Below are 23,622 nucleotides of genomic sequence, written 5' to 3'. Positions count from 1 at the left end.
TCCGTTCGACGTGCGCCCTGGGGGGCATGGTAGACAGAGGGGCATGGATGCGACGCACGCTCCGTGCCCCCTACATCCCGAGCGCCCCGCGGAGGGGACCTGCAGCCGCTGTGGCACCTTCCTGTGTGAAAGGTGCCGCAAGTGGCAGGTGGGACGGATGCTCTGCTCGCGCTGTCACACGGTGGCGTTGGGGGAGAAGCCCTCTCAGCGCGCGACGCTGGCGCTCATCTTCGCCACCGTGGGCTTCATCGGCTTCGTGCCGGGACTCGTGGGGCTCGTGCTCGGCTACCAGGAGCTGGCGGCCATCCGGCGCGGCACCTCACCGGGCTCGGGCGAGGGCTGGGCCCTGCTCGCTCGCAACGTGGGCTGGTTCCACCTGACGGTGCTGCTCATCATCGGACTGGGATGGATGGCGCGGAGCTGAGCTTTGCATCGCCCCTCTTCGGACGGCTAGCGTCGGCCTCCCGACCCGGTCCGGGTCGGAGGTGGGGGCTTCACATGGGTGCGAAGAAGCTGGCGCTGGAGGAAGGCGGGCCGCAACGACTGGAGCTGTCGTGGGGACTGGCCTGGAAGAAGTTCACGGTCATCCTCGATGGCAAGGTCGTGGGGACCACGGACGGCGGGTCGTCCGAGCTCAAGAAGGGCGTGAACTTCACGCTCCCGGACGGAAGCACCCTGAGCGTTCAAATCCAATCCGGGGTGTTCAACGTGGAGCTGGCGGTGCTGCGCAACGGGCTGCCCCTGCCCGGGTCCTCCACGGACCCCGAGCAGCGGATAAAGTCCGCCGCGTACATGCTCTACTTCCTGGCGGGCTTGAACACCCTGCTCGGCGTGGTCGCCATGGTGACGGAGAATGAGGCGCTGACAGCCCTGGGGATGGGCGTGGGCTCCCTCCTCTTCGGCGCGGTGACCGCGGTGTTTGGATTCTTCACCTATCGCGGCACCCGCGCGGGCCCCATCCTCGCCATCCTCCTGTACCTCAGCGACACGGTCCTGACGGTGATGGACACCATCAACCAGGGCGGCAAGCCCCAGGTCTTCGGCCTCATCATCCGCGCCTATATCGTCATCACGCTCGTCAAGGCGGTGCAGGCCGCGGGCGAGCTGAAGCGCCGTGGCGAGGCGGGCGTGTCGCTCCAGCCCTGACGCCCGAATCCCAGACGCCGACGCGCCTGGCGCGCGGTCGGCGTCAACGGACCACTTGCTCCCGCTGCATCAGGGGCGCGACCTGGCGCTGGATGGCCTGCAGTTGATGGAGCTTGTCCCTCAGCGAGTCGCGCAGCTCGCGCATGTCGGTGTGGATGACCTCGTCATGCAGGTCCTCGATGCTTTCAGCCAGACAGGCGTAGAGGAGATGAATCTGCTGCTGGGAGAGCTCCAGGACCATGGGACACCTCTCTGACAGCGGAACAGCGGTGGCACTCATCCCTCACACCCGAGGGAGCGGGTGCGAGCGCGTCAGGCTCGCGAGGGTCGCTGCTGCTGCCCCCCCATGCCTGGTGCGCAGGCGGTCGCGAAACACCCCGAAAGGTAGCACGCGCGCACGCACCGCCCCGGTGCCCCGCATGGCGGAGTCCGTGAGGTGTTCGCTGTCTGACATTGGAGGAGCGAGCCGCTTGCGGGCTCACGCGTCCAGGAGGTGCGCAGGGGCCAAAGGCCCGCGTCTTCCTCCCGTCGGAGCTTCCGAGGACCCACGCGGCCCCTGGAGGAGGCCGCGAGGTCCGTGCCACTGACTGCCATGCGGCGCCTCGGAACCGAGGCGCCGCGCCACATCACGCGGACTACCGGAGCGCGATGAGGGAGGCCACGAGCAGCGAGACGACGCTCATGACCTTGATGAGGATGGCAACGCCAGGACCCGAGGTGTCCTTGAACGGGTCGCCCACCATGTCGCCGACGACGGCGGCCTTGTGGACGTGCGAGCCCTTCGCGTGGCCCGGCAGCTTGCCCTTCTCGATGTACTTCTTGGCGTTGTCCCACGCGCCACCCGCGTTGGCCATGTAGAGGGCCATGGTGGCGCCGACGACGAGCGCACCGGCCAGGAGGCCCGCCAGGGCGCTGGGCCCCAGCACGTAGCCCACCAGCGGCGGGGCGACGACGGCGACGAGGCCCGGGAAGATCATCTCGCGCAGCGCGCTCTTGGTCGCGATGTCGACGATCTTCTTGGGGTCCGGGTCCGCCTTGAGCTCCATCAGGCCCGGAATCTCGCGGAACTGGCGGCCAATCTCCTCGACGATGGCACCCGCCGCGCGACCGACGGCGAGCATCGTGGAGGCGCCCACCATGAACGGCAGGATGGAGCCGAGCAGCAGGCCCACGATGACCTTCGGGTTGGTCAGCAGCAGGCTCATCTCCGGCAGACCCGCCGCGATGCGCGTGTGGTTGACCTCCATGTTGAACGCCGAGAAGAGCGCGATGACGGTGAGCGTCGCCGAGCCGATGGCGAAGCCCTTGCCGATGGCCGCCGTGGTGTTGCCCACCGCGTCCAGCTCGTCGGTGATGGCGCGGACCTCGGGGCCCAGGCCGGACATCTCGGAGATGCCACCCGCGTTGTCGGAGATGGGGCCGTAGGCGTCCACCGTCATCACGACGGCGGTGCCACCCAGCATGCCCACCGCGGACAGCGCGATGCCGTACAGGCCGAGCGCCTGGTCGGCGATGTAGGCCACCAGCGCGATGGTGGCCATCGAGATGCCCACGCTCTCCATGCCGACGGCGAGGCCGCGGATGAGGTTGGTGCCGGCGCCGGTGATGGACGCCTCCGCGATGCGCTGCACGGGCGTGGAGGACGTGTAGTAGTCCGTGACGAGGCCGATGATGGCGCCGCCGAAGGCGCCCGCGGCCAGGGCCACCGTGATGTTCTGGGAGAGTCCGAACACGTTCATCATCACGAACGACAGGCCCACCAGGATGACGGGGGGCAGGATGAGGGCGCTGCGCAGCACCTGCGCGGGGTTCATCTTCTTGAGGGCGCGCGCGATGAAGATGCTCAGCAGGCTGACGATGAGGCCCACCGCGGACAGCACCAGCGGGAGCACCACGCCGGCCACCTTCGCGCCTCCCGTAGCCGAGGAGTCGACGACGAGGCGGGAGAGCTCCGTGGCGTTGGCCGTCAGGGCAATCGCCATGGCGGCGACGATGGCGGCCACCATGGACTCGTAGATGTCCGCGCCCATGCCGGCCACGTCGCCCACGTTGTCGCCCACGTTGTCGGCGATGACGCCGGGGTTGCGCGGGTCGTCCTCGGGGATGTTCTCGATGACCTTGCCGGCGATGTCGGAGCCGACGTCCGCGGCCTTGGTGTAGATGCCGCCGCCCACGCGCGCGAAGAGCGCGATGGAGCTGGCCCCCACGGCGAACGAGTGGAGGATGGGCGACAGCTGCGCGTGGCCCTTGAAGAAGTAGTAGACGCCGCCCATGCCAATCAGGCCCAGGCCGGCGACGGCGAGCCCCATCACCGCGCCGCCATCCAGGGCGACCAGGAGCGCGTTCGGCTTCGAGCCGGTGCGAGCGGCCTGCGCGGTGCGCACGTTCGCGAACGTCGCGGCCTTCATGCCGATGTAGCCCGCGAGCAGCGACAGGAACGCGCCCACCACGAAGCTCACGCTCGCGAGACCGCCGAGGGCCCAGCCGATGAACACCGCGATGACCGCGCAGTACACCGCGAGCACCTTGTACTCACGGACGAGGAACGCCATCGCGCCTTCGCGGATGTAGCCCGCGATGCGATTCATCGTCGCGTCGCCGTCGGGGAGTGCCTTGACCCGGAAGTAGAAGAACGCAGAGAAGAGCAGCCCCACGGCGCCGATGACACCCGGTGCGATTGCCCAGAAATTCGACTCGAGACTCGACAACTCCATCCAATCCTCCAGAGCAGTCCCCGGGGCTGATATCCCCCCTCTGGGGCGCTCGCGTGCCGCGCACGTTGCGAGCAGGCCCTATACGGGATTTCCACCGAACCTGGGAGCCTTCTGGGAGCGATCAGGGAGGCGGCCTGTCGAGGGAGGGCGCTGGTGCAGGGAGGCGAAGAAGGGCTCATGACGCCCGCTCTCACGCCTCCACGGGGAAGGGGCTTCACTCCGAGTCATTCTCGGCGAGCGCCTGGCCGGGGAGCGGGGAGCACCCGCTCCCAGTGTCACATCCCAGGCGGGAGCCAGGCCGCACGCACCCAGAGCGAAATCATGGTCTGTGTTTCACCCGTGGGGTGAATCCCGACTTCTTCGTCCGCGCCCGTTTCACCGGGCGGAAGCGGTGCTCAGCGCCTGTATCAGGGCTCGCGGAGACGACGCCCGCCCGCCCTGGGAAGGGCGGATCGGCTGTCCATCTTCTTGGTGGATGTAGACATGTTTATCTCGAAATCTCTTATTCCAGAGAAGACGTGAGCGCCACGCATGCGCCCCGGCCCTGGCACATGCGTGGCGGCACCGGCGAAGACGGGAGGCGCCGCTCAGCGACTTGAGGACGCGGGCTTGTTGGGGGGCTCCGCGCGCAGAATCTGGAGCGCGCGCTCCAGCAGCTCGTCACGCCCCGCCTGGAGTCCCGCCACCGTCGGCCGCAGCTTCACGTCGGGCTCCAGGCCCTTGCGCTGCAGTTGCCGGCCGTCCCCGTGGAGCACTTGCTGACCGGTGAAATAGAAGGAGATGTCTCCGGGCAGTATCGCCTCGGTGACGTCGCCATTGGTGCCCGCGGTGGCGCTGCCCACGAAGACGGTATCCGCCGCGGCCTTCAGCAGCAGCCCGGTGTGCTCGGCCTGGCTGATGGTGCGCGAGTCGATCAACGTCACCGTGCGGCCCCGATACTTGGGGAGGTCCGTCTCCCGCAGCGAGTCGACGTACTTCACCCAACCGACGTTCTGTCCTCCCGCGTAGGGGCGCATGTACCAGGCAAAGGGGCGTGAGCCCTTCACGTCGAAGTAGGGCCCGAGCGCCCACATCGTGCCACGGGGATAGGCGCGCAGGTCGAACACGATGCCGCGTGTGTCCTTGAGCTTCTCGAACATCGCGGGCACGTCCTGGACCTCCAGCTTCCCCAGGTCCACGAAGCCGAGGTTTCCCTCCAGCAGCCGGTAGGACTCCGCCTTCGAGGGAGGCAGATTCCGCCGAGACGTGCGGACGAGCTTTGCCTCCTTGGGCCCCTTGGCACCTCGCACGCCCAGGACGGCGGTGGAGCCCACCTCGCCCCCAAGCGCGATCTGCAGGGTCAGGTCCCTGTGGTAGCTGGCGAGGGAGGCCGCCACGTAGGGGGCGAACCGGCGCGCCAGTGCGTCGATGGGCTCCCCGTCAACCTTCTCGATGATGTCACCTGGAACGAGCCCCGACGAGGAGGCCGCTTCGTGCACCTCCACCACCACCGCCTTGCCATCGAGGTCCGTCACCCAGACCGGCGGGATGGCGCCGTAGAACCGCTGGAGCTCCGGGTGGCCTCGCACCATCGCATGGGCGTCCTGGAGCCAGGTGGTCGCCTCGGCCAACGCGAGCACGTACGCCTTCGCGTCCTTCGCCGCTTCCAGCTTCTCGAGCAGCCCTGGCAGGCGACTGTCCCAGGGCCGGTCCATCAGCTCCCGGTAGGCGAAGAAGAAGCGCACCACCGTCCACAGCTTGGCCCCGGCCAGCAGCCGCAGCTCACGAGAGGGATAGAGCGCCTCCTTGTAGGTTGGCTCGGGGCGCCAGGGGAGCGCGGGCCGGGGGAGCGCGGCCGAAGCCTTCGGCTTGGGAGGAGGGCGGGAGGCCAGCAGGAGCGCCTGGCGCATCCCTTCATCCGGGCCCTCCAGACGAACACGCGCGGGGCGACTCACGTCCGCCTCCAGGGGCAGCACCGGCTCGTCCACGCTCAGCAAGGCGTTGTAGCCCTCTCCCAGCGGCAAGGTGTCCTGGTTGTTCATGGCGCCGTCATCGAGTGGGCCTTCGGCGACCAGGAGCGCCTTGCCGCGAGCGCGCAGGGCCAGGACGGGCTGGTCGATGGCGGAGTCCGTGTCGACCAGGAAGACGAGCAGCGCGGGCTTCTTGCCCGGAGTGCCCGTGACGACATCGTCCGTGGGTATCCTGAACTCACTGCCGTAGAAGCCCTGCATTTCACCCTGTGGCCGCAGGCCACTGTGGCGAACATCGCGCAGACCGGGAACACGCAGCTCACCGTCGACGAGGTGGGGCAACAACGACGCCACCATCCAGGCGAGGCCGTAGCGCTTGAGACCGCGCATGCGCAAGTCCAGCACCACCGCGCGAGCCTTCGCCGCGTCCGCGTCCAGCGTCGTCCTCAACTCCTGCAACGACGTGGAGCCCTGTGGCCCCAGGAGGTTGCGCAGGTCGAGCACGAGGACATCCTTCTCCCAGCTCTTGAGCGCGCGAAGCGTGGGGGGCTGGCCCGCGTCAGGACGCTTCTCGGACTCCACTCGCGTGGCCCCGTCTCCCAGGGTCGCGAGCATGCCCTGGACCGCGGCGGCATAGGCCGCCGAGTCCCCCGCCGCCTCCACCTTGGGCAGCGCGGAGAGGAACGCGGCATCCCACTCGGCGGGCATGGAGAAGGCCCTGGGATGGCGGAACCGGACGTCGCCCCACAGCTTCACCAATTTCACCCGACGTTCGGCCCGGAGCGTCTCCGGCGACACCGTGACGGGAGCCTGCGCCAGGGCATTGCCCGTGACGAACAGGGCTCCCAGGCTCAACACCGACATCCATCGCAGCCAAGCGCGCTTCATCGTGCCAACCCCCATGTCGCATGGAGCCTGCGAGAGTAGCCCAGTTTCAAGAAGCCTTCGAAGGGATGGCGGCGGCACTTCGAATCCGCCACGGAGTGGGCGGGGAGCCCTGGCCCAACACATCACAAACATCATCGCCATTGAGGTCGTGCGACGCTGACGCGGTCAGGGTTAGGCTGGGCGGATGCGCACAGCGATCCTCACCCTCCTCTTGTCTTCCATGGCCGCCACCGCGTGTAGCGCCGCGGGGCGCTCCACCCCGCCCACCCCGGAGGACTTCTTCCGCCGCCCGGACCGGGTGCAAATCTTCCTCGCGGACAATGACCAGACGTGGGACATGGGGCCCGCACGCGACGACACCACTCCTCGCAGCGGCTTCTTCCTCCTCCCCAAGGAGGGTCCCGAGCTGAGCTCGAAGCAACGCCGGGCCCTGGCGGACCTCTGGGTCTCCGCCAAGGACCCCGCGTCCTATCCTCCGAGGAAGTGTGGGTTCAACCCGGACATCGCCTTCCGCTTCTGGATTGGCAAGACGTGGGTGGACGCGGTGGTCTGCTTCACGTGTCGGGAGATCGCCTTCCATGACGCGAGCGGCAAACCCATCCCCGCCGCCCAGGCAGGCTTCCTGGACGGCTTCCCGGTGATGCAGGAACTCGCGAAGCAGGCGTTTCCCGAGGGAGGCTTCAACCCGGGGTTCTGAATGGCGGCAGTGGACGTGGAGCCCCTTTCGACTGGAGACAGCCATGGGCGCATTGGATGGGAAGCTCGCAATCATCACGGGTGGCAGCACAGGCATTGGACTGGCCATCGCCGAGCGATATGCCATTGAAGGGGCCGAGGTCGTCATCGCGGGACGGAACAAGGGGCGCATGGACGAAGCCCTCGCGCGAATCGGGCATGGCGCCCGGGGCGTGGTGACGGATGTCGGTGACGAAGCGCAGGTGCAGCGGCTCATCGACTCCGTGCCACGCGTGGACCTGCTGGTGACGTGCGCGGGCGGCGCGGTGTTCGGTCCCGTGGAGACGGTGCCGATGAGCGCCTGGCGGGCCCTCTTCAATGACCGCTTCTTCGGCCAGCTCTCCGCATGTCGCTACGCCGTCCCGAAGATGGCCGAAGGCAGCGCCATCGTGTTGTGCTCGGGCATCGCGGGCCACGCGGCGCTCGCCAACTACGCGGGCGGCGCGGGCCTGTGCGGCGCCATCAACGCCATGGGCCGCTCGCTCGCCATCGAGCTCGCGCCCAAGGGCATCCGGGTGAACGTCCTGTCTCCGGGCCTCACGCGCGACACCGCCATCGACTGGGGCGTGCCCGCCTCGCAGGTGGGCGCGTTCCTGGACACGCTCGCGAGCAACGTCCCGATGAAGCGGCCCGGTGTCCCTCGGGACATGGCCGACGCGGCCTGGTTCCTGGCGACGTGCGCCTACGCCACCGGCATGGTGCTCGACGTGGACGGAGGATGGACGGCGGTGTGAGCGCCTCGTCGACTTGAGGCGATGTCGCGCGACCCCGCGTGAGCAGCCTCGTTCTTCCTGTCGAGGACCGGGGCGCGGCCGCCGCGCCCTGGCAACCCACTCCATGCCAGGCCCCTTCATCGACCTCCACGCCCTGAACCACTCCTCCGACGAGGCCCTCGAGTCGCTGCTGAAGCAGGCCGACTTCAGCCACTTCGAGGCCCACAGGGACCTGCCTCCCCTGCGGGCGCGGCTGCGGCGACTCCAGCGCCGAAGGGGCGTCACGGACCTCCACCGATGGGTCTCCGAGCGCGTCCTGGATACGGGCGCGCGGCTGGTGGAGACGCCGCACTCCTCGGGCGACCAGAGTTCCTTCGCGTTGAGCCCTTCCGGAAGGCATCTGGCCGTCGCCAGCCTCCGCGTCGACGCCTGGTTCGGCTTCTTCGGGGGCGACGTGCGCATCTGGGAGTTGGCGACGGGCCGAGTCGTCGCCAGCCACGGCTTCGACAAGGGCGTGGCGAGTCGCAGGGTGTCCTCCTGCCTCCAGTGGTCTCCGTCGGGCCAGTGGCTCGGCGTCGTCTTCAATGACGTCGTCATCGGCGCGCTGCGTCCCTTCTCCGCGGGCCCTCCGTCCTTCAAGGTCGACGTCACCCGGCGCTGGGGCTCGCCGGATCCCCGCTACGTCAAGCGCCCCGAGGACGTGAAGAACCTCGGACACCTTCCCGCCTGGTGCTGGTCGCCCGACGAGACGCGCCTGTTCGTCTCCACTCCCGGCCCCGACGGAGGACTCGGCTGTATCGTCCCATTCCGGGAAGGCGCTTCGCTCAACGAGGACTGCACGGACGTGCGCTGGTGCCCGCCACCGCCGGTCCCGCCTCGCGACCGCCCGAACCCGGACACGTGGGTTCGCTGGAGCCGCGATGGCTCCCGCGTTCATGGCTACCGTTTTACGCCGGGAGGCGATTGGGACGAGGAGACCTTCGATTACGCCGGCACGGGCGGCGCATCGTCCACCGACGTGGCGAGCGGCACGAGCCAGTTCCAGCTCGGAGGCGTGAAACCACCCATCGCGTTTTCACCCGACGGTGCGCGCCTGGTCCATGACGACCAACGGCTCGAGCTCATCGATGGGCACACCGGCGAGCACCTCGCCACGCTCGTCGAACGCATCCCCGGCAAGCAGCCTCATGTCGGTATCAGCGAGGTCGTCTGGTCCTCCGATGGACGACGCCTGGCGGTGCTCATGGATGACTATGTCCATCCCACCGTCTGCATCTTCGAGGACGAAGCCTTCCTGTGTCGGCTGAAGCTCTCCGCGCTCGCGCACCCCAGTGACCAGACCGACACCCACCGTTGGGCCTGGTCCCCCGATGGCACCGTGGCCGCGTGCCTGACCACTGACGGTGGCGTCGAGCTATGGGCCATCGGGCGGAAGCCCCGCCGCCTGCGCCGGCTCACCGCCATCAAGGGCCTCCAGGGATTGCTCTGGGGAGGCGACGACACGCTCGTGGGCATCGGTCCCTATGCGCTCGCGTTCTGGAGCGCATCCAACGGAGAGCTGAGGACGCAGGCCTCGTTCGACCTCGAAGCGGGCCGTCTGCCCCCACCCGCCTCCTGGTGTCCCTGGCCAGAGAAGCCAGGGCAGTTCCTCCCGACGGAGCGAGGCTGGGCCTTCACCCACGTGCGGTCGGACGGCACCGTATCCTGCCCTCCTGGACTGCTCGAGAAGCTTGAACGCCGGCTGATGTTCGCCGTCGACGGGCAATATGCCTGGCCCTGGAGCTGGGCCCTGGGGACGCGGCACACGCGACTGGAGGACAGCGCCAGGGGACATGCGGTGAAGCCCCCGACTCCTCCGCCCGGCGAACTCCCCACCAATCACTACCAGGCCCAGCCCGTCTTCACGCGGGGCCCCGACCTTTGCCGCGACAACCTCACCCCCTATATCGGTCAGGTGATGCTGGTGCGGCTCGGCTACCACGGCCTCGTCACGGACCTCGCGACCCTGTTGGAGGTCACCGGGAAAGGGGTCCGCCTCCGCATCCAGGGCCGCATCGGGCCGGGCCCCGAGGAAGTCCTTCCCTACTCCTCGATTGGTTGGATGGGGCCCGCCGTCCAGCTCGAAGCGCCTGAGTCCCTCGCGGGCGCGCCGGAAGACTCCCGCTAGCGCGAGCCCCGGGTGCGCCACGGACCGACGTGGAAAGAGGCGACGGCGGAGCCGAGGTTTCAATCAACCGTGTGGAGTGACGACCCGTGCCCCGACAGGCCCCGCGAGGAGCGCGATGCCCACGCCGGGCACGAAGGTGGCCACCGGCTCGCTCTTTCCCTTCACCGCTACCGGGGCCGCGGGGGACCAGGTGAAGGTCTCTCCCGCGTTGGCGCGCGTGGTCGCGGACACGAGCAGCGGCGTTCCCACCTGCTTGGTGAGCCCTTCGATGCGGCTGGCCAGGTTCACCGCGTCGCCAATCACCGTGTACTCGCGCCGCTGGGTGCTGCCCACGTCCCCCACGACGACGCGGCCGGTGTGGATGCCAATGCCGATGCGCAGCGGCTCCTCGCCCCGCGCCACGCGCTCCTCGTTGAGCACTGTCAGCGCGTCGAGCATCTCCAGCCCGCACGCCACCGCCGCGCGCGCATGCTCCGGGTGGTCCAGAGGCGCGCCAAAGTACGCGAGGATGCCGTCGCCGATGAACTTGTCGAGCGTCCCGCCATGGCGGAACACCACCTCCACCATGCGCGACAGGTACTCGTTGAGCAGCGCCACCACCCGGGGGCTGTCCATCCGCTCGGACATGGAGGTGAAGTCTCGGATGTCGGAGAACAGCAGCGTCACCTCGCGATGCTGGCCATTCGCCAGTCCAGTCCCCCGCTCCGCGATGTGGCGAGCCACCTCGGGGGAGAAGTAGCGCCCCAGCCGCTCGAGCCGGGCCTGCTCGCGGGAGATGCCGTGCAGCAGGCGTTGAATGCGGTGCGTGGCGTAGCCGAGCGTCAGGGCCGTGACGCCGAGGATGACGACGAGCACGGGGGCGAGATTCCACGCGCCAGGCTCGCCCAGCTTCATCAGGGTGACCGTGAAGCCCATGCTCATCACCGCGCAGAGCGCGACGGTGCCCACGTCCAGCGACAGCACCGACAACGCGAGGAGCACGCAGTACACCCCGCAGGACATGGGCCCCACGAGGTCGGCGGGCACTCCGGCCTGGAGGGTGACGTACTGCTGGAGGAAGACCATGGGCGCGTCCACCAGCGCCACGGCCATGCCCGCGAACCGGCACCAGCGGGCGACCCCTCCCGCCACCGCCCAGAGCGCACCCGCGAGCACCAGATACCCGCCCAGCGCCACCGGGGACGCGGGCCACGCAAGGCCCACGCTCAGGCAGAGCCAGGCGAGCACACCGACGAAGCGCAGCGCCCCCAGGCGCCGCGCCACGCGAATCTGCTCGTTGACGAGGTTACGCTCGAAGGCGATGGACAGGTCCGGCTCAGCCGGTTCGGGAAGAGGAGTCACGAGCGTCGAAACCATGTATCGCGCACGCTACCAGAGGCCCCGACTCACGGGGTGACAGGTGATACTCCCGGTACGGCCCGGGATACACGGCGATACATCGCGCCCCTCACGCCCGATTTCAATCCAAGGCGCGGGACACGGGCCTGGGACACATCGCCAACCCGCCTTCCGTCCCGCGGGACAATTCATTGCGAACCCCGCGTCTGTCGCCCCCAGGGGCAATGACATTGCACGTGTCGACAATGCCGTGATTGAACAGACAAACCGCACCAGCAGCCCTGCCCCACCAGCAACATCATCGCGAGCGCCACCTGGGTGGACACCACCACCGCGCGCACCGCGGCGCACAGCCACCCATCAACGCCAACCCCGCCGTGCAGGCGAGCGCCATGGAGCAGGTCCAGGAAGAAGGAGGGCATGCCCCACCAGGCCGGACGGCATCGAGCCACGGCGCTGTTGCTCCCACCACCTGGTTGCGAGGGCCACACAATGGCAGACCATCCTCGACTGTGCGAGGATTCCCGGGAGCGGGCGCAGGTGCTGCTCACGCGCGCTGATTCCCGCCACTCGACATGGAGGGCCGATGACAAAGCAAGCGTGGCTCGTGGGGTTCGCGGTGACCGGAGTGCTGGCATGCGGGACTCCGGTGGCGGCACCGGAGGCTGAATCCATCAGCGCGGCAACCCAGACCATCCGGGGTGGAGATGATGCGCACGTGGGGGAGTTCCCCTATCACGTCCGCATCCTGGGACGTGGCGTCACGAAATGCGGCGGCGCACTGGTCCAGCCTGGCTGGGTTGTCACCTCCGCGCACTGCCTCCAAGGATTCACGGCCTCCGAGCTGACGGTGGTGATGGGCGAAGTCAGGATCGACGTCACCGAGCCCACCCAGCAGGCCCGGTCGGTGATGCGCTGGATTCCCCATCCCGACTACGGGGTGGTGGACGATGCACCCCTTCATGACGTGGCTGTCATCCAGGTCGCCCAGCCCTTCATCGTGACCACCGCGGTGTCTCCCGTCGCCTTCCCGTCCGGCCCCCCAAACATCGGAACCTCGCTGACCGTCACGGGGTGGGGCACATCGGGGACAGGAGGAGGCACCACGACCCAGCTCAAGTATGCGAGCATGCCTGTCTCACCCCCGACGAATTGCGCGTGGGTCATCCTCCGAAATCCGGTGGAAGGTGCTGAGCTGTGCATGGTGCTCGTGAACCAGCGCATCGGCGCCTGCCAGGGGGATGAGGGGGTTCCGCTCGTCCTGAATGGCAAGCTGCACGGTGTCATGAGCTGGGATGGCACGGGCGGCTGCCAGCAGTTCACCATCTTCACCAACGTGGCGAACTACGTGACGTGGATTCGCTCCTATACCGGATAGCGCCTCATCAGGCCCCGTGCCACTCTCCTCGGACATCTGCTGGAGCGCTCCTCACTGCCCCATCCGCCGCGTCCCCTCGAGGGGGGTGACCGCTCCCTCTAGAATGGCACCGAGGCTCCATGCTCAAGATATTGAAAACCACCTTCATCCTTCTGTCTGTCGTGCTCGTCATCGTGGCCACCACCATCACCTTCTTCGGCGACCACATCCGCAAGCACTTCGGGGGGGGTGCCCCGCCGCTCCCCAGCGACGACGGGAAACCGCCCCGCCCGTAGCGCGGGCTCGGCGTGGGAGAGGGCTTCCGGACTGAGCGAAGCGAGTTGACGACGGCCCTTCGCGTTGGCCTCATGCGCCGCCCGTGAGGGTCCTCGCCAGCCGCGAGCGATAGTGCCGAGAGGATGAGTTCCTGCGCGCGCTGGTCGCTCGCCAGCATCCGGTTGGGGTGCATGTGCAGGAAGCTCTCGGCCAGTCCGGCCACGGGGAGCGTGAGCCGGCCTTCACGTTCGGCTGCTCGAAGCTTCTCCGCGAAGGGCCGCATCTGGGCTCCGCGCCGCGCCAGGATGCCGAGCATCACCGCGCCCGAAGGCCCCGAGAGGCTCTCCAGGACGAGCCGGTAGGCGCCGTTGTCCACATGCTCGGTGCTGGCACCCACCACCACGGTCGCCACGATGGAGAAGGGCTCCGGCAGCGGTGGTGTGTCCCGGGACTCCAGCGCGCGAAGGTCATCCTCCGTGAGGACCAGCTCCCACGACTTCTCACGCCAGCAGGCCGCCAGCCGGGTCAACAGGTGGCGCCAGTGGGCTCCAGCGCGTCCAGCCATCCGCGCGAAGTACCGCACGAGGGTCCGCTCGACCTTCCGGCCCTGCTCGGAGTCGGCGTCCTCCAGCCAGTAGTGCAGGCTCTCCACCAGCGCCGGGGACGCGATGAAGAGCGACTCCCGGATGAGCGGTGCTTCCACCCAATGCCGCAACCGCGCGCGCAGTCGCGACGTGTCTCGCTGGAGCGCCTCCTCGAGCTCACCCGGCGCGGCCTCCAGGCCCTCCAATCCCTTGCTCCATGACGTGAGGGCATCGAAGGGCAGCAATGGGGTGCGAAGGACGAAGAAGTCCGCGGCGACGAAGGCAGACGCGCGCTCCGGGCGCGTCCGCCCCGCCAGGCGCTCACGCCCGTCTGTCGAGGGGGGAGTTCGGGGAGGCCTGTCGCGGGGCGATGTCGTCTCGGAGAGGGAACCCTCGGGTTTCGAAATACAGCAATAGTGCAGGTTTTTCTTGAGGCTGTCGTTTTGCGTGACCTAGGCTTGCCCGTCCCGTGCGACCCGTGGGGCGTGCGGTGTTCGAACACTCATCCCGGACCAGGAGCGCCCAGCCATGAGCACCCGACCCTCGAAGAAGCTCACCCTGAAGAAGGAGACCCTGCGCACGCTCGATTCCGCCGAGCTGCCGCAGTTGGAGGGCGTGATGGGTGGCGTGTCGCTCGCCATCGATGACATCGACAACAGCCCCTCGAAGACGGTGCAGCCCACCGTGGTGCCGCGCACCCGCACCCTGTGAAATCACTGACGGGCGCGCTGAACCGGGATTGCGACATCCGCGCGCGAGTCATTGAACGAACGTCGCGCCGCGAGGCCGTCCCGGTCGGCAGCCCTCGGGCTGTCCACCGAGACTCGCGCGCGAGGACCGACGGCAGGGAGTGCGCCTTTCGTCCGCGCCTCTTCGCTCGCCAGCCTGTCACCCGGGCCCCCGCCGCCAGCGTGTCGAGGCCCGCCTCCTGAGCTACACTGCGGTGAACGGCATGAGTTCCAGGCAAGCAGTGCGTTACCGGCGGAGATGGGCGCGGGCGGGAGCCCTCACGGGGCTGATGCTGGCGACCTCGGGGCGCGCGCTGGCGCAAACGCCCACGCCGGCCCCCACGGAGCAGGTGCTGTCCGCGCCGAGGCCGCTGCTGGGCGTGGTGGTGGCCAGTCAGGTGCTGGACCTGGTGGCCGAGGTGGAGGGCCGGCTGAGCGAGGTGAAGGCTCACGTGGGCCAGCGCGTGGACGCGGGCGAGCTGGTCGCCTCGGTGGACTCAGAGCCCATGCGGCTGGAGCTGGCCGCGCGTCAGTCCACCGCGCGGGCGTCCGAGGCCATCGCGCAGCGTGCCGTCATTGTCCTGGCCCAGGCCCGACAGCGCCTGGAGCGCGAGCAGCGCATCCGTGACTTCTCCGCCGCCCAAGCAGAGGAGACCGCGCGCAACGACGTGGCCATGGCGGAAGCGGACCTTTACCTGGCGCAAGCGCAGCTGGGCACGTCGAAGGCCCGGATGGCGCAGGCCGAGCGGGACGTGGCCCTGGCGCGGTTGAAGGCGCCCTTCACCGGCATCGTCACCGAGCAGTACCTCACGCCCGGCATGCGCGTCACCAGGGACACGCCGGTGCTGCGGCTGGTGAGTGAACAACTGCGGCTGCGCTTCGCCGTGCCGGAGCGGCTGGCCCCCGGGCTGCGTCCCGGAGACACCGTGCGGGTGCTGTTGAGCACGGTGGGCGTGGAGCTGACGGCCACGGTGGACCGGCTGTCGCCGGAGGTGGACCCCGCCTCGCGCCACCAGAAGGCGGAGGCCCTGCTCCAAGTCCCCGACGCGCTGCGAGGCCGACTGGCCAGCGGACTGGTGGCGGACGTGTACCTCCAGCCCGACAGCCCCGCGCGCGGCCGCGCCGCCACGGTGCCCTGAGCGCTTCCTTCAGCGCGTGACGTCCAACCGCAGCTCGCCACGCTCGAAGCGCGCCACGTCTCCCGGGCTCCAGTCCAGCACTCTCGTGTCGGCGCCCAGCGCCGTCAGGTGGTCGCGCACCGCCGCGCCACAGGCCGCCTCGGAGGGCTCTCCCAGCCCCCAGCCGACATCGCGGATGGCGCTGCCCACGCCCTCGAAGCCGTTGGCGTAGGGCATGAACCAGCGCGCCCCCGCGGCGGCGCACACCTCGGCCACACCCGAGGGGCCCGCCGTGGCGCTGCGCAACCGCCCGCCCAGATGGTCCGCGTACAACGCACGCAGCCGCGCCCATGGCAGCGCGGCCCAGTAGTGGCTCAGCCCGCCGAAGAAGGGCGAGAGGAACTCGCGCTGGCACGACAGCACCACGTCCACCGGCCCCAGCTCCCGTCGCGAGCGCGCCACCACCGCCTCCATGCGGCCCTCCGGGTCCGTCCCGCTGTCCACCAGCAACAGGCAACTGAAGTCCTCGGTGGTGAAGCGGTAGCAGTTGCCCCAACTGCGCAGGCCCTCGCCCAGCGGGGGACCTTCCGGCGCGGGCTGCTCTCCGTAGAAAGGCAGCACGTCCACGCGGATGTCGCCCACGTGCACCGTCTCGCCCCACCTGGGCGCCAGCGCATGCTGGCCGCACGTGCCAAGCACCTGGGCGAAGTCCTGCATCGTCAGCAGGTTGGGCCGGGGCACCTGGGGCACCAGCACCGGCACCGTCGCGTCCGTCAGCTGGGACAGCAGCGACGGCACGTGCCAGTGGTCCACGTGGCCATGGGTGATGGCCACCGCGCCCAGCCTCCCCGGAGCGAGGTTCCCCGGCGCCTGACCGATGTGATTCATCCGCCGCTGGAGCGGAATCGGGTCCACCAGCACCGACGTCGTCCGCGAGCGGATGACCACGCTGGCGTGCTCGCGCCGGTAGATGCCTGGACCGGAAGGCTCCTTCCAGGGCGTGGGATGCGGCACGTGTGCGAAGAGCGTGTCGCGCCATCCCGCCTCGTCGAAGGGCCACGCCTCGCGCACGTCATCCAGCGTGGAGGCGAGCGCCGTGGCACGCAGGAAGTCGGCCACCGCCGCCACGTCCGCCACCGCCAACCGCGTGTGCCAGCGCGCCTCGCCCTGCTGGAGCACCCACCACCACTCGCCCTGTTCAGGGAAGAGCACCGACGGCTCCACCAGGAAGCCACCGTCGTCCACGCCCTCGGGGCGCAGCAGCCCTCCCAGCCGCGCGCGGGCCTCCTCCAGCAGGCGCCTCGAACCCTCTGGCTCGAAGCCCTCGCGCAGCAACCCGTGCAACAGCTCCGTGAAGGGCACGCCGCCCACGCCTTCCGGCAGCGGCGTGAGGTCCATGATGACGTCCGGCGCGAAGCGCATGGCCCTACCCCGCAGCCTTCCGCGGACGGTCCTGCGCGGACACCAAATCGAAGTAGTCCCCGCCCTTCTCCATCAGCGCCTCATGCGTGCCCTGCTCCACCAACTGGCCGCCCTTCATCACCAGGATGAGGTCCGCCTCGCGCACGGTGCTCAGTCGGTGGGCGATGACCACCCGCGTGCAGCGCAGCTCCGACAAGGCGTCCTGCACCGCGCGCTCCGTGCGCGCATCCAGCGCGTTGGTGGCCTCGTCCAGCAGGAGGATGGAGGGGTTGGAGGCCAGGGCGCGAGCCAGCGCCAGCCGCTGCCGCTGACCGCCGGACAGCGAGGAGCCCATCTCGCTCAACACCGTCTCGTAGCCCATGGGCATGGCCGAGATATCGTCATGCACCTGGGCGCGCCGCGCCGCCTCCTGCACGACCTCCAGCGGCATCAGCGGGTCCGAATAGGCGATGTTGCGGCGCACGTCGCCCCGGAACAACGAGGGGTTCTGCAGCACCACCCCCATCTGCCGCCGCAGCTCCTTCAGCTCCAGCTCCGGCAGCGCAACCCCGTCGTAGCGGATGGTGCCCGAGCTGGGCAGGTACAGCCCCAGCAGCAGGTGCGCCAGGCTGGTCTTGCCCGCGCCAGACGCGCCGACGACAGCCACGAACTGGCCCGGTTCGATGGTGACGGACACGTCCCGCACCACCAGCGGCGAGTGGGGGCCGTAGCGGAACGACACGCCCTCCACCTGGATGCGCCCCTCCAGCCTGTGGCTGCGGCGCTGTGCGCCCGGCGGCTGCTCGGCGGTCGCCTCCAGCACGTCGTCCACGCGCGCCAGATAGCTGCCCACCAGTTGGAGCTGGAAGGCCGTCGTCACCAGGTTGGAGACGGGCAGCAGGAAGCCCGCCGCGAGGGCGTTGAGGGCCAGCATCTGCCCCAGCGTCAGCTGCCCCTCCATGACAAGCAGCGCCCCCAGCCCCATCACCACCAGCGGCGAGGCCATCCGCAGCGTCGCGGTGAGCGAGTCGGTGAGCGCCGACACCCTGCCCCGCTCCAGCGACACGTTGAGCACGTCCACGTAGAGGTTGGACCAGTGCTGCACCGCGCGGTCCTCCATCCCCATCGCCTTCAACGTCTGGACGCCGGTGAAGAGCTCCACCTCGTAGTTCTGCGCCGAGGCGCTCACCTCCAGGTTCTGCGCCATCAGCTCTCGCTGACGCCGACTGGAGAAGAGGAACACCGCGCCCTGCAGCAGGGCCAGCACCGTCACCAGCGCGCCCATCTTCGCGCTGCCGGCGAACAGCAGCCCCAGGTAGAGCAGGACGAGGCTGCCATCCAGGAGCCCGGACAGCGTGCCCGCCGTCAGCAGCTCGCGCACCGTGGCGTTGCTGTTCAGGCGGTTCATCAGGTCGCCCGCCGAGCGCAGCTGGAAGAAGGAGAACGGCAGGTGCACCAGGTGGTCCAGGAAGCCCAGCGTCAGCCGCGCGTCCAGGTGCGTGCGCAGTTGCAGCAAGAGGTGCGCGCGCACCAGCGACGACAGGAACTGGAAGCCCACCAGCGCCGACATCCCCGCCCCCAGCGTGGCCAGCAGTGGCACGTCGCCGCTGGGCACCACCCGGTCCACCACCGCGCCGGTCAGCGACGGCAGCGCCAGGGCGAACAACTGGAGCAGGAGCGACATCACCGCCACGCGCAGCAGCGCGGGCCGCTCCTCCAGCAGCAGGCGCAGATAGCGATTGGGGCCACGGCGCGGGGCCGCCGTCTCGAAGGTCTCCGAGGGCTCGAAGAGCAGAGCCACCCCGGTGAAGGACTTTCGGAACTGCTCCAACGAGATGTGGCGCCGACCGAAGGCGGGGTCCACCACCTCCACGCCCGCGCGCGACAGGCGCTCGAAGACGACGAAGTGCCGGAACTCCCAGTGCAGCACCGCGCCCGGCTCCAGCAGGTGGAGCTGGTCCATGTCCACCTGCGCCGCGCGGCCCACCAGGTCGAAGCGCCGGCCCGCCTCCAGGATGGCGCGGGCGGAGATGCCACGAATGGTGAGGCCGGCGGCCGCATGCACCTCGTCCAGCTTCACGTGGCGGCCCCAATAGCCCAGCACCATGGCCAGACACGCGGCGCCGCAGTCGGTGGCCGCCATCTGGGAGACCACGGGGATGCGACGACGGCCGAAGCGGGCCCCCAGCCGCTGCAAGGCCGGGAAGCGCTCGGACCACGAGGGCGGAGAGGTGGGCTCAGTCACGGCGCTTCCCGAGCAGCTCCAGCACCGGCAGCAGCGTCAACCAACCATTGCGCGCGCGCACCTTCACCCAGGCCTCGCCCGCCATGCCGGGGTGGTACGCGTACGTCTCTCCATCCGATTCGAAGGTCTCCCGGGGCAGGCGCGCCTCCACGAGCACCACCGGGCCGTCGTCCACGGTGACGGCGTCTCCCATGCCGGGGCCCAGGTAGCGGCGCACCTCGGCGGGGCCCACCAGCTCGTCGCTGATGGAGGCCACCTGGAGCGACTGCCACGCATAGGGGAAGCCCGTCAGCTCCAGGCGCAGGGGCTGCCCCGGACGCAACATGGGGCGGTACTGGCCGGGCAACAGGGCCACGGCCCACGCCTCGGCGCCTTCGCGCACCAGCGACACGACGATTTCGCCGGGCGCCAGGAACTGCTGCTCCCGCACGCGCACCTCGCCCACCTGTCCGTCCCGAGGCGCCTTCAACACGCGCTCGCCCATCCGGGCCTCGCTCAGCTCCAGTTGGGCCCGCAGGCCGGCCAGGGCCTGCCTCGTGTCCGCGTTGAGCGGCTCCAGCAGCCACGTGGCCAGCTGCGAGCGGAACTCCTCCTCCACCCGCTCCCGGTCCGCCGTCTCGTCGCCCGCGTACAGCTCCACCAGGGGCTGGCCCGCGCGCACGTGCTCCCCCCGGTGCACCAGCACGCGACTGACGCGGCCTCCGGCGGTGGCGGTGACCTCCTCCATGCCCTTGATGCGCACCAGCACCGGGCCGCGCGCGTAGTCGTTGACGTCCACCAGCGCCAGGCCCACGCCGCCTACGACAACGAGCGACACCACCAGCCACCAGACCGCGTTCGTCCAGCCAGGCACGATGCGAAGGAGCGAGCCCCGGGCCTCCGGACGGGCGTGGTGCTCCAACGCCTCCTGGCGGAAGAGCTTCTGCGGAGGCGGTTGCGCGTCGCTCATGTCTTCATCGTCCGGGCCCTGCGCGAACGATACAGGCGGGCCAGGAAGTCATAAAGGATGAGTTCCTGGGCACGCTGGTCGGCGGGCAACAGCCGGTTGACGTGCATGTGCAGGAGGCTGTCCGCCAGCACCGCCACCGGTGTGGTGAGCCGGCCTTCGGCTTCCGCATGTCGCAGTCGCTCGACAACGGGCCTCATCGCCTCGCTCCGGCGCCGCAGGGCGACCAGGCCCGGCTGCCAGGGGCCTTGCGCGTCGGACGGCGTCTGGAGCAGCGCCTCCAGCGCGCGACCCTCCTTCCGGAAACGGGAGTCCAGCTGCGTCTCGAAGGGCCGCTTCACCCTGAACTCCGCGCCGAAATCGCGCCGCAGCCGCTCCATCACCTCCAGCTTCGCGTCCAGGCCCAGGCCCAGGTCCTCGAGCAGCGCGTCCAGGCCCTTCACCGCCAGACGCCACCGGAGGTCCGCGCCGGCGTCTCCCGGGTAGGACTCCAGCAGGGAGAGGACCGCCTCGCTGTCCGCCTGGAAGACGGCCTCACAGGCCTCCATGCCAGCGGGGCCGCCGTAGCGCTCCTCCTCGCGCTCGTACGTGTCGAGTTGCAGCCGCCACGCCTCGCCCGAAGCCAGGGCGCTCGCGCACGCCTCGCGCAGGAGCGGCCACACCTCCGTGTCCAATCGCCTCGGGCTTCCGTGGAAGCGCAGCCGGAGGTGAGGCTCGGGGTCGTGGTAGCGGAGGAAGAACCAGCGGTCCACCTCGCCGCTCGCCACCACCGCGCGCACGGCCTCGCCCAGCGTGGTGCGCAGCAGCCGGTCCAGCGTGCCGGTGCCGCCATACAGCTTCACGTACAGCCACTCCGAGCCCGGCGGGAAGGCGCGCACCGCGGCCGGCTCGGATGCGCGGGTCCGCGTGGGCGAGGCCGTGTCCGTGGCGGGCTCCCGAGCCTCCGGCGCCTGGTGGAGGAAGGGGATGACCACCTCGTGTGTGTAGCTCCCCGCCTCACCCTCGATGCACACGTCCCCAGGGCCGGGCAGCAACTCCTCCAGCGTCGCGCGCGGGCGCGCCTTCACCACCTGCACCAGGGACTCGACGCTCAGCACGTTGTCCAGGTCCACCGGGAGCTGGTTGTCGAAGTCGCTCAGGCACACCCATCGCGGCAGGCGCGCCTCCTCGCGGAAGCGCTGGACCGCCTCGAAGCGCGCCACGCCTCGGGCCGCGCCCCACGCCTTCAACGTGTCGCCGCGCACCTGCCACCTGGCGGCAGCCAGCACCAGTCGCCCATGCACCACGCGCGGCAGGAAGGGCGCATCCGCCAGCGGTCCCCACTGGAACTGCAAGCCCTCCACGCCCTGGGACTGGAGCATGCCCAGGAAGCGGTAGGCGCCCAGGCCGTGGGCCCCGAAGTTGTGCGCATTCGTCAGCCGCGGCACCACCTCGCGCCCCGCCCGGCCCGCGCGCAGCACGATGCGGCCCTCCTCCACGGACACCCACAGGTCCGTCATCTTGACCTGAGACGCCTCCGGCAATCCCGAGCGGCCCAGGAAGACCAGGTCGTGCTCGCGCAGCGCGGGCCGGCAGAGGATGTTGCCCACGCGGCCTTCGGGCAGGTGCACCACCTCCGCGAAGAGGCAGTCCGGACGCAGCGCCTCCTCGGCGCGCAGGTAGCGCCGCACCGCCGCCTCCAGCGCCGCGTCCCCATGGCAGAAGCGCCCCAGGTACAGCGCCCCCGATGGGCCGTGCACGTTCTCCAGCAGGAAGCGGAAGCGGCCCGCATCCACCGCCTCCTGGGAGTCCGCCAGCACCGTGCCCACCACGCCAAAGGCCTCCGGCAGCCGCGCCGGTCGGGGCGCTTCCAGCGCCTGGAGGTCCGCCTCGTCCAGCGACAGCTCCAGCTCTCCCGCGCGGCGCACGGACTCCAGCCGGTGGAGCAGGTGGGTCCAGCGCGCTTCCCACCGGGCGCCGTCCTGCCCTCCCTTCACCGGGAAGTAGAAGCCGGCCAGCAACGGCCCGGTGCCCGCGCCGGGTGCCCTCGACGTCATGAAGCCGACGCCGCTCTCCTCATCCAGCGCCTCCAGCAGCGGCACCGGGCGCCCCTCGTACCGCTCCATCAGTCGCTGGCGGAAGCGGGCCAGGGGTGGCGCATCTCCCACCGAGGGGGAGATGCGCTGGAGCAGCGTCACTCCGCGGGCCACCTCGTCCAGCACCTGGCGAGGCAGCCGCACCTCGCCCGCGGGGCGGAACATGTCCACCTGGAACAGTCGCGACAGCTCCGCCGGCACCGGCAGCGCCTCCAGCGTCCGCGCCAGCTCGCGGTAGGCCCCGGTCGGCAGGCCGGCGGGCCGCGCGTCCAGGTCCGCCAGCGTGGCGGCCACCGAGGCCAGCCGCTCGCTCACGGCCGCCAGCGCGGGGGTGGCCCGGGCCGCCTCCAGCAGCGAGGGCAGCGGCTCCGGCCCCGTGACGACGGGCGCCCAGGTGCTCACCAGCAACTGCGCCTCCACCAGGGTTCGCGCGTACTCGAGCGCCTCGTCCTCGGACACGTCCTCTGAGACCACCAGCGCGGCGGACAGCGCCGCCAGCGTGGCGCCACCCCGGGCCAGCTCCAAGGTGCGCTCCAGGTGGGCTTCCGGCTCCACCGCCACCAGGTGGTACGAGCGCTCACGCCCGCGCAGCCGCGACTCCAGGTAGCGCAGCTGACCGCCGGCCCGATACAGGCTGGAGTTGGGCACGTAGTGGAGCGCGCTGAGCACCTCCGGCGTCTGGCTCACGTGCGCCACCAGCGCGCTCACGTAGTCCATGTCCAGCCGGGTGTGTCGCCGCACGCCGGAGCGCCCCTGGATGCGCAGCGCCGCTGTCTCCCCCATGCCGCCCACCGCATGGCCCGCGAACAAGCCAAAGGGCGTGGCCCGCCCGGCCATGCGCGACAGATAGCGCACCAGCGTGTGCTCCACCTTCTGCCCTGACTCGGACTCCGGCGTCTCCAGCCACGTCGGGAGACTGTCTGTCAATGAGGGCGAGGCGATGAACAGCGCCTCGCGCACCAGCGGGTCCTCCACGTGCTCGCGCAGCCGCTGACGCAGCAGCGTGCGATCTTGCGCCAGCGCCGCCTCGCGCTCCTCTGGACGGGCGCCTGGCGCCTGGAGTCCCCTCGCCCACTCCACCAGCACGTCCAAGGACAGCAGCGGGGTGCGGATGGCGAGGAAGCCGTCGTGACGGAAGGGAGCCTTCCGCGCGGAGGGGCGGCGGGTGTCGTGGGTCAAGAATGTCTCATGGTGACGGACTGGGTCGTGGGCATGGGGATAGTGGATGCGCTTACCTCCGTC

General features: G+C 69.9%; 18 protein-coding genes. 8 read left to right on the top strand and 10 right to left on the bottom strand.

What is annotated here, in order from left to right:
* Positions 1 to 157: 157 nt before the first annotated feature.
* Together FJV41_RS02680 and FJV41_RS02675 are read left to right on the top strand one after the other, a co-directional pair.
* Positions 158 to 424, top strand: coding sequence for a hypothetical protein (locus FJV41_RS02680; RefSeq protein WP_246136953.1), 267 nt, complete (start codon positions 158 to 160; stop codon positions 422 to 424).
* Positions 425 to 498: 74 nt separating this feature from the next.
* Positions 499 to 1,146, top strand: a complete 648-nt coding sequence (locus tag FJV41_RS02675) for a hypothetical protein (protein ID WP_141640800.1) — start codon at positions 499 to 501, stop codon at positions 1,144 to 1,146.
* A 43-nt stretch (positions 1,147 to 1,189) separates the two neighbouring features.
* On the opposite strand, the gene FJV41_RS02670 is transcribed toward FJV41_RS02675, so the two are convergent.
* The 3 genes from FJV41_RS02670 to FJV41_RS02660 form a co-directional block, all read right to left on the bottom strand.
* Entirely contained in the window at positions 1,190 to 1,387 is a 198-nt protein-coding gene (locus FJV41_RS02670; protein WP_141640799.1) for a hypothetical protein, read from the bottom strand.
* Positions 1,388 to 1,781: 394 nt separating this feature from the next.
* Entirely contained in the window at positions 1,782 to 3,860 is a 2,079-nt protein-coding gene (locus FJV41_RS02665) for a sodium-translocating pyrophosphatase (RefSeq protein WP_141640798.1), read from the bottom strand.
* A gap of 587 nt (positions 3,861 to 4,447) precedes the next feature.
* Positions 4,448 to 6,697 (bottom strand): S41 family peptidase, encoded by a 2,250-nt coding sequence (locus tag FJV41_RS02660; protein WP_141640797.1) that lies wholly within the window; start codon positions 6,695 to 6,697, stop codon positions 4,448 to 4,450.
* A gap of 184 nt (positions 6,698 to 6,881) precedes the next feature.
* On the opposite strand from FJV41_RS02660, the gene FJV41_RS02655 reads away from it, so the two are divergent.
* From FJV41_RS02655 to FJV41_RS02645, 3 genes are all read left to right on the top strand, one after another.
* Positions 6,882 to 7,394, top strand: a complete 513-nt coding sequence (locus FJV41_RS02655) for a hypothetical protein (protein WP_141640796.1) — start codon at positions 6,882 to 6,884, stop codon at positions 7,392 to 7,394.
* A gap of 43 nt (positions 7,395 to 7,437) precedes the next feature.
* A complete protein-coding gene (locus FJV41_RS02650) occupies positions 7,438 to 8,166 on the top strand; it encodes an SDR family NAD(P)-dependent oxidoreductase (protein ID WP_141640795.1) in 729 nt (242 codons plus the stop codon).
* Between the two features lie 103 nt (positions 8,167 to 8,269).
* The gene (locus FJV41_RS02645; RefSeq protein ID WP_141640794.1) at positions 8,270 to 10,312 is read left to right on the top strand and encodes a WD40 repeat domain-containing protein; all 2,043 of its coding nucleotides are present in this window, start codon (positions 8,270 to 8,272) and stop codon (positions 10,310 to 10,312) included.
* Positions 10,313 to 10,375: 63 nt separating this feature from the next.
* Here FJV41_RS02645 and FJV41_RS02640 read toward each other — a convergent pair whose 3' ends face one another.
* Together FJV41_RS02640 and FJV41_RS02635 are read right to left on the bottom strand one after the other, a co-directional pair.
* Positions 10,376 to 11,668: an adenylate/guanylate cyclase domain-containing protein gene (locus tag FJV41_RS02640; protein WP_246136952.1), complete on the bottom strand. Its 1,293-nt coding sequence runs from the start codon at positions 11,666 to 11,668 to the stop codon at positions 10,376 to 10,378.
* 170 nt (positions 11,669 to 11,838) lie between these two features.
* Positions 11,839 to 12,072, bottom strand: coding sequence for a hypothetical protein (locus FJV41_RS02635; protein ID WP_141640793.1), 234 nt, complete (start codon positions 12,070 to 12,072; stop codon positions 11,839 to 11,841).
* Positions 12,073 to 12,236: 164 nt separating this feature from the next.
* Here FJV41_RS02635 and FJV41_RS02630 point away from each other — a divergent pair, with 164 nt between their 5' ends.
* Entirely contained in the window at positions 12,237 to 13,028 is a 792-nt protein-coding gene (locus FJV41_RS02630) for a S1 family peptidase (protein ID WP_141640792.1), read from the top strand.
* Between the two features lie 7 nt (positions 13,029 to 13,035).
* Here the strand turns inward: FJV41_RS02630 and FJV41_RS02625 are convergent, their stop codons facing one another.
* A complete protein-coding gene (locus FJV41_RS02625) occupies positions 13,036 to 14,073 on the bottom strand; it encodes a lantibiotic dehydratase (protein ID WP_181790350.1) in 1,038 nt (345 codons plus the stop codon).
* 322 nt (positions 14,074 to 14,395) lie between these two features.
* Here FJV41_RS02625 and FJV41_RS02620 point away from each other — a divergent pair, with 322 nt between their 5' ends.
* Both FJV41_RS02620 and FJV41_RS02615 read left to right on the top strand, forming a co-directional pair.
* Positions 14,396 to 14,578 (top strand): class I lanthipeptide, encoded by a 183-nt coding sequence (locus FJV41_RS02620; protein WP_141640790.1) that lies wholly within the window; start codon positions 14,396 to 14,398, stop codon positions 14,576 to 14,578.
* Positions 14,579 to 14,819: 241 nt separating this feature from the next.
* Positions 14,820 to 15,734, top strand: coding sequence for an efflux RND transporter periplasmic adaptor subunit (locus FJV41_RS02615; RefSeq protein WP_141640789.1), 915 nt, complete (start codon positions 14,820 to 14,822; stop codon positions 15,732 to 15,734).
* Positions 15,735 to 15,743: 9 nt separating this feature from the next.
* Here the strand turns inward: FJV41_RS02615 and FJV41_RS02610 are convergent, their stop codons facing one another.
* From FJV41_RS02610 to FJV41_RS02595, 4 genes are read right to left on the bottom strand one after another with little or no spacing between them, the layout of a single operon-like run.
* Positions 15,744 to 17,135 carry an MBL fold metallo-hydrolase gene (locus FJV41_RS02610; RefSeq protein ID WP_141640788.1) on the bottom strand — a complete coding sequence of 464 codons (1,392 nt, stop codon included), beginning with the start codon at positions 17,133 to 17,135 and terminating at the stop codon, positions 15,744 to 15,746.
* 4 nt (positions 17,136 to 17,139) lie between these two features.
* Positions 17,140 to 19,359, bottom strand: a complete 2,220-nt coding sequence (locus FJV41_RS02605; RefSeq protein ID WP_141640787.1) for a peptidase domain-containing ABC transporter — start codon at positions 19,357 to 19,359, stop codon at positions 17,140 to 17,142.
* Positions 19,352 to 20,308: an efflux RND transporter periplasmic adaptor subunit gene (locus FJV41_RS02600; RefSeq protein ID WP_141640786.1), complete on the bottom strand. Its 957-nt coding sequence runs from the start codon at positions 20,306 to 20,308 to the stop codon at positions 19,352 to 19,354. The genes FJV41_RS02605 and FJV41_RS02600 overlap by 8 nt, the downstream gene beginning before the upstream one ends.
* Complete coding sequence (locus tag FJV41_RS02595) at positions 20,305 to 23,559, bottom strand: lantibiotic dehydratase (RefSeq protein WP_141640785.1); 3,255 nt, start codon at positions 23,557 to 23,559, stop codon at positions 20,305 to 20,307. The genes FJV41_RS02600 and FJV41_RS02595 overlap by 4 nt, the downstream gene beginning before the upstream one ends.
* Between the last annotated feature and the right edge of the window lie 63 nt (positions 23,560 to 23,622).

Origin of the sequence: Myxococcus llanfairpwllgwyngyllgogerychwyrndrobwllllantysiliogogogochensis, assembly GCF_006636215.1 — a bacterium.
GTDB classification, from domain to species: domain Bacteria; phylum Myxococcota; class Myxococcia; order Myxococcales; family Myxococcaceae; genus Myxococcus; species Myxococcus llanfairpwllgwyngyllgogerychwyrndrobwllllantysiliogogogochensis.
This window is presented reverse-complemented; position numbering and strand designations above follow the sequence as displayed.

What these genes read in the sequence shown, in the direction of transcription:
- FJV41_RS02680 (WP_246136953.1), top strand. Translation starts at nt 158, where the DNA reads ATGCTCTGCTCGCGCTGTCACACGGTGGCGTTGGGGGAGAAGCCCTCT.
- FJV41_RS02675 (WP_141640800.1), top strand. Translation starts at nt 499, where the DNA reads ATGGGTGCGAAGAAGCTGGCGCTGGAGGAAGGCGGGCCGCAACGACTG.
- FJV41_RS02670 (WP_141640799.1), bottom strand. Translation starts at nt 1,387, where the DNA reads ATGGTCCTGGAGCTCTCCCAGCAGCAGATTCATCTCCTCTACGCCTGT.
- FJV41_RS02665 (WP_141640798.1), bottom strand. Translation starts at nt 3,860, where the DNA reads ATGGAGTTGTCGAGTCTCGAGTCGAATTTCTGGGCAATCGCACCGGGT.
- FJV41_RS02660 (WP_141640797.1), bottom strand. Translation starts at nt 6,697, where the DNA reads ATGAAGCGCGCTTGGCTGCGATGGATGTCGGTGTTGAGCCTGGGAGCC.
- FJV41_RS02655 (WP_141640796.1), top strand. Translation starts at nt 6,882, where the DNA reads ATGCGCACAGCGATCCTCACCCTCCTCTTGTCTTCCATGGCCGCCACC.
- FJV41_RS02650 (WP_141640795.1), top strand. Translation starts at nt 7,438, where the DNA reads ATGGGCGCATTGGATGGGAAGCTCGCAATCATCACGGGTGGCAGCACA.
- FJV41_RS02645 (WP_141640794.1), top strand. Translation starts at nt 8,270, where the DNA reads ATGCCAGGCCCCTTCATCGACCTCCACGCCCTGAACCACTCCTCCGAC.
- FJV41_RS02640 (WP_246136952.1), bottom strand. Translation starts at nt 11,668, where the DNA reads ATGGTTTCGACGCTCGTGACTCCTCTTCCCGAACCGGCTGAGCCGGAC.
- FJV41_RS02635 (WP_141640793.1), bottom strand. Translation starts at nt 12,072, where the DNA reads ATGCCCTCCTTCTTCCTGGACCTGCTCCATGGCGCTCGCCTGCACGGC.
- FJV41_RS02630 (WP_141640792.1), top strand. Translation starts at nt 12,237, where the DNA reads ATGACAAAGCAAGCGTGGCTCGTGGGGTTCGCGGTGACCGGAGTGCTG.
- FJV41_RS02620 (WP_141640790.1), top strand. Translation starts at nt 14,396, where the DNA reads ATGAGCACCCGACCCTCGAAGAAGCTCACCCTGAAGAAGGAGACCCTG.
- FJV41_RS02615 (WP_141640789.1), top strand. Translation starts at nt 14,820, where the DNA reads ATGAGTTCCAGGCAAGCAGTGCGTTACCGGCGGAGATGGGCGCGGGCG.
- FJV41_RS02610 (WP_141640788.1), bottom strand. Translation starts at nt 17,135, where the DNA reads ATGCGCTTCGCGCCGGACGTCATCATGGACCTCACGCCGCTGCCGGAA.
- FJV41_RS02600 (WP_141640786.1), bottom strand. Translation starts at nt 20,308, where the DNA reads ATGAGCGACGCGCAACCGCCTCCGCAGAAGCTCTTCCGCCAGGAGGCG.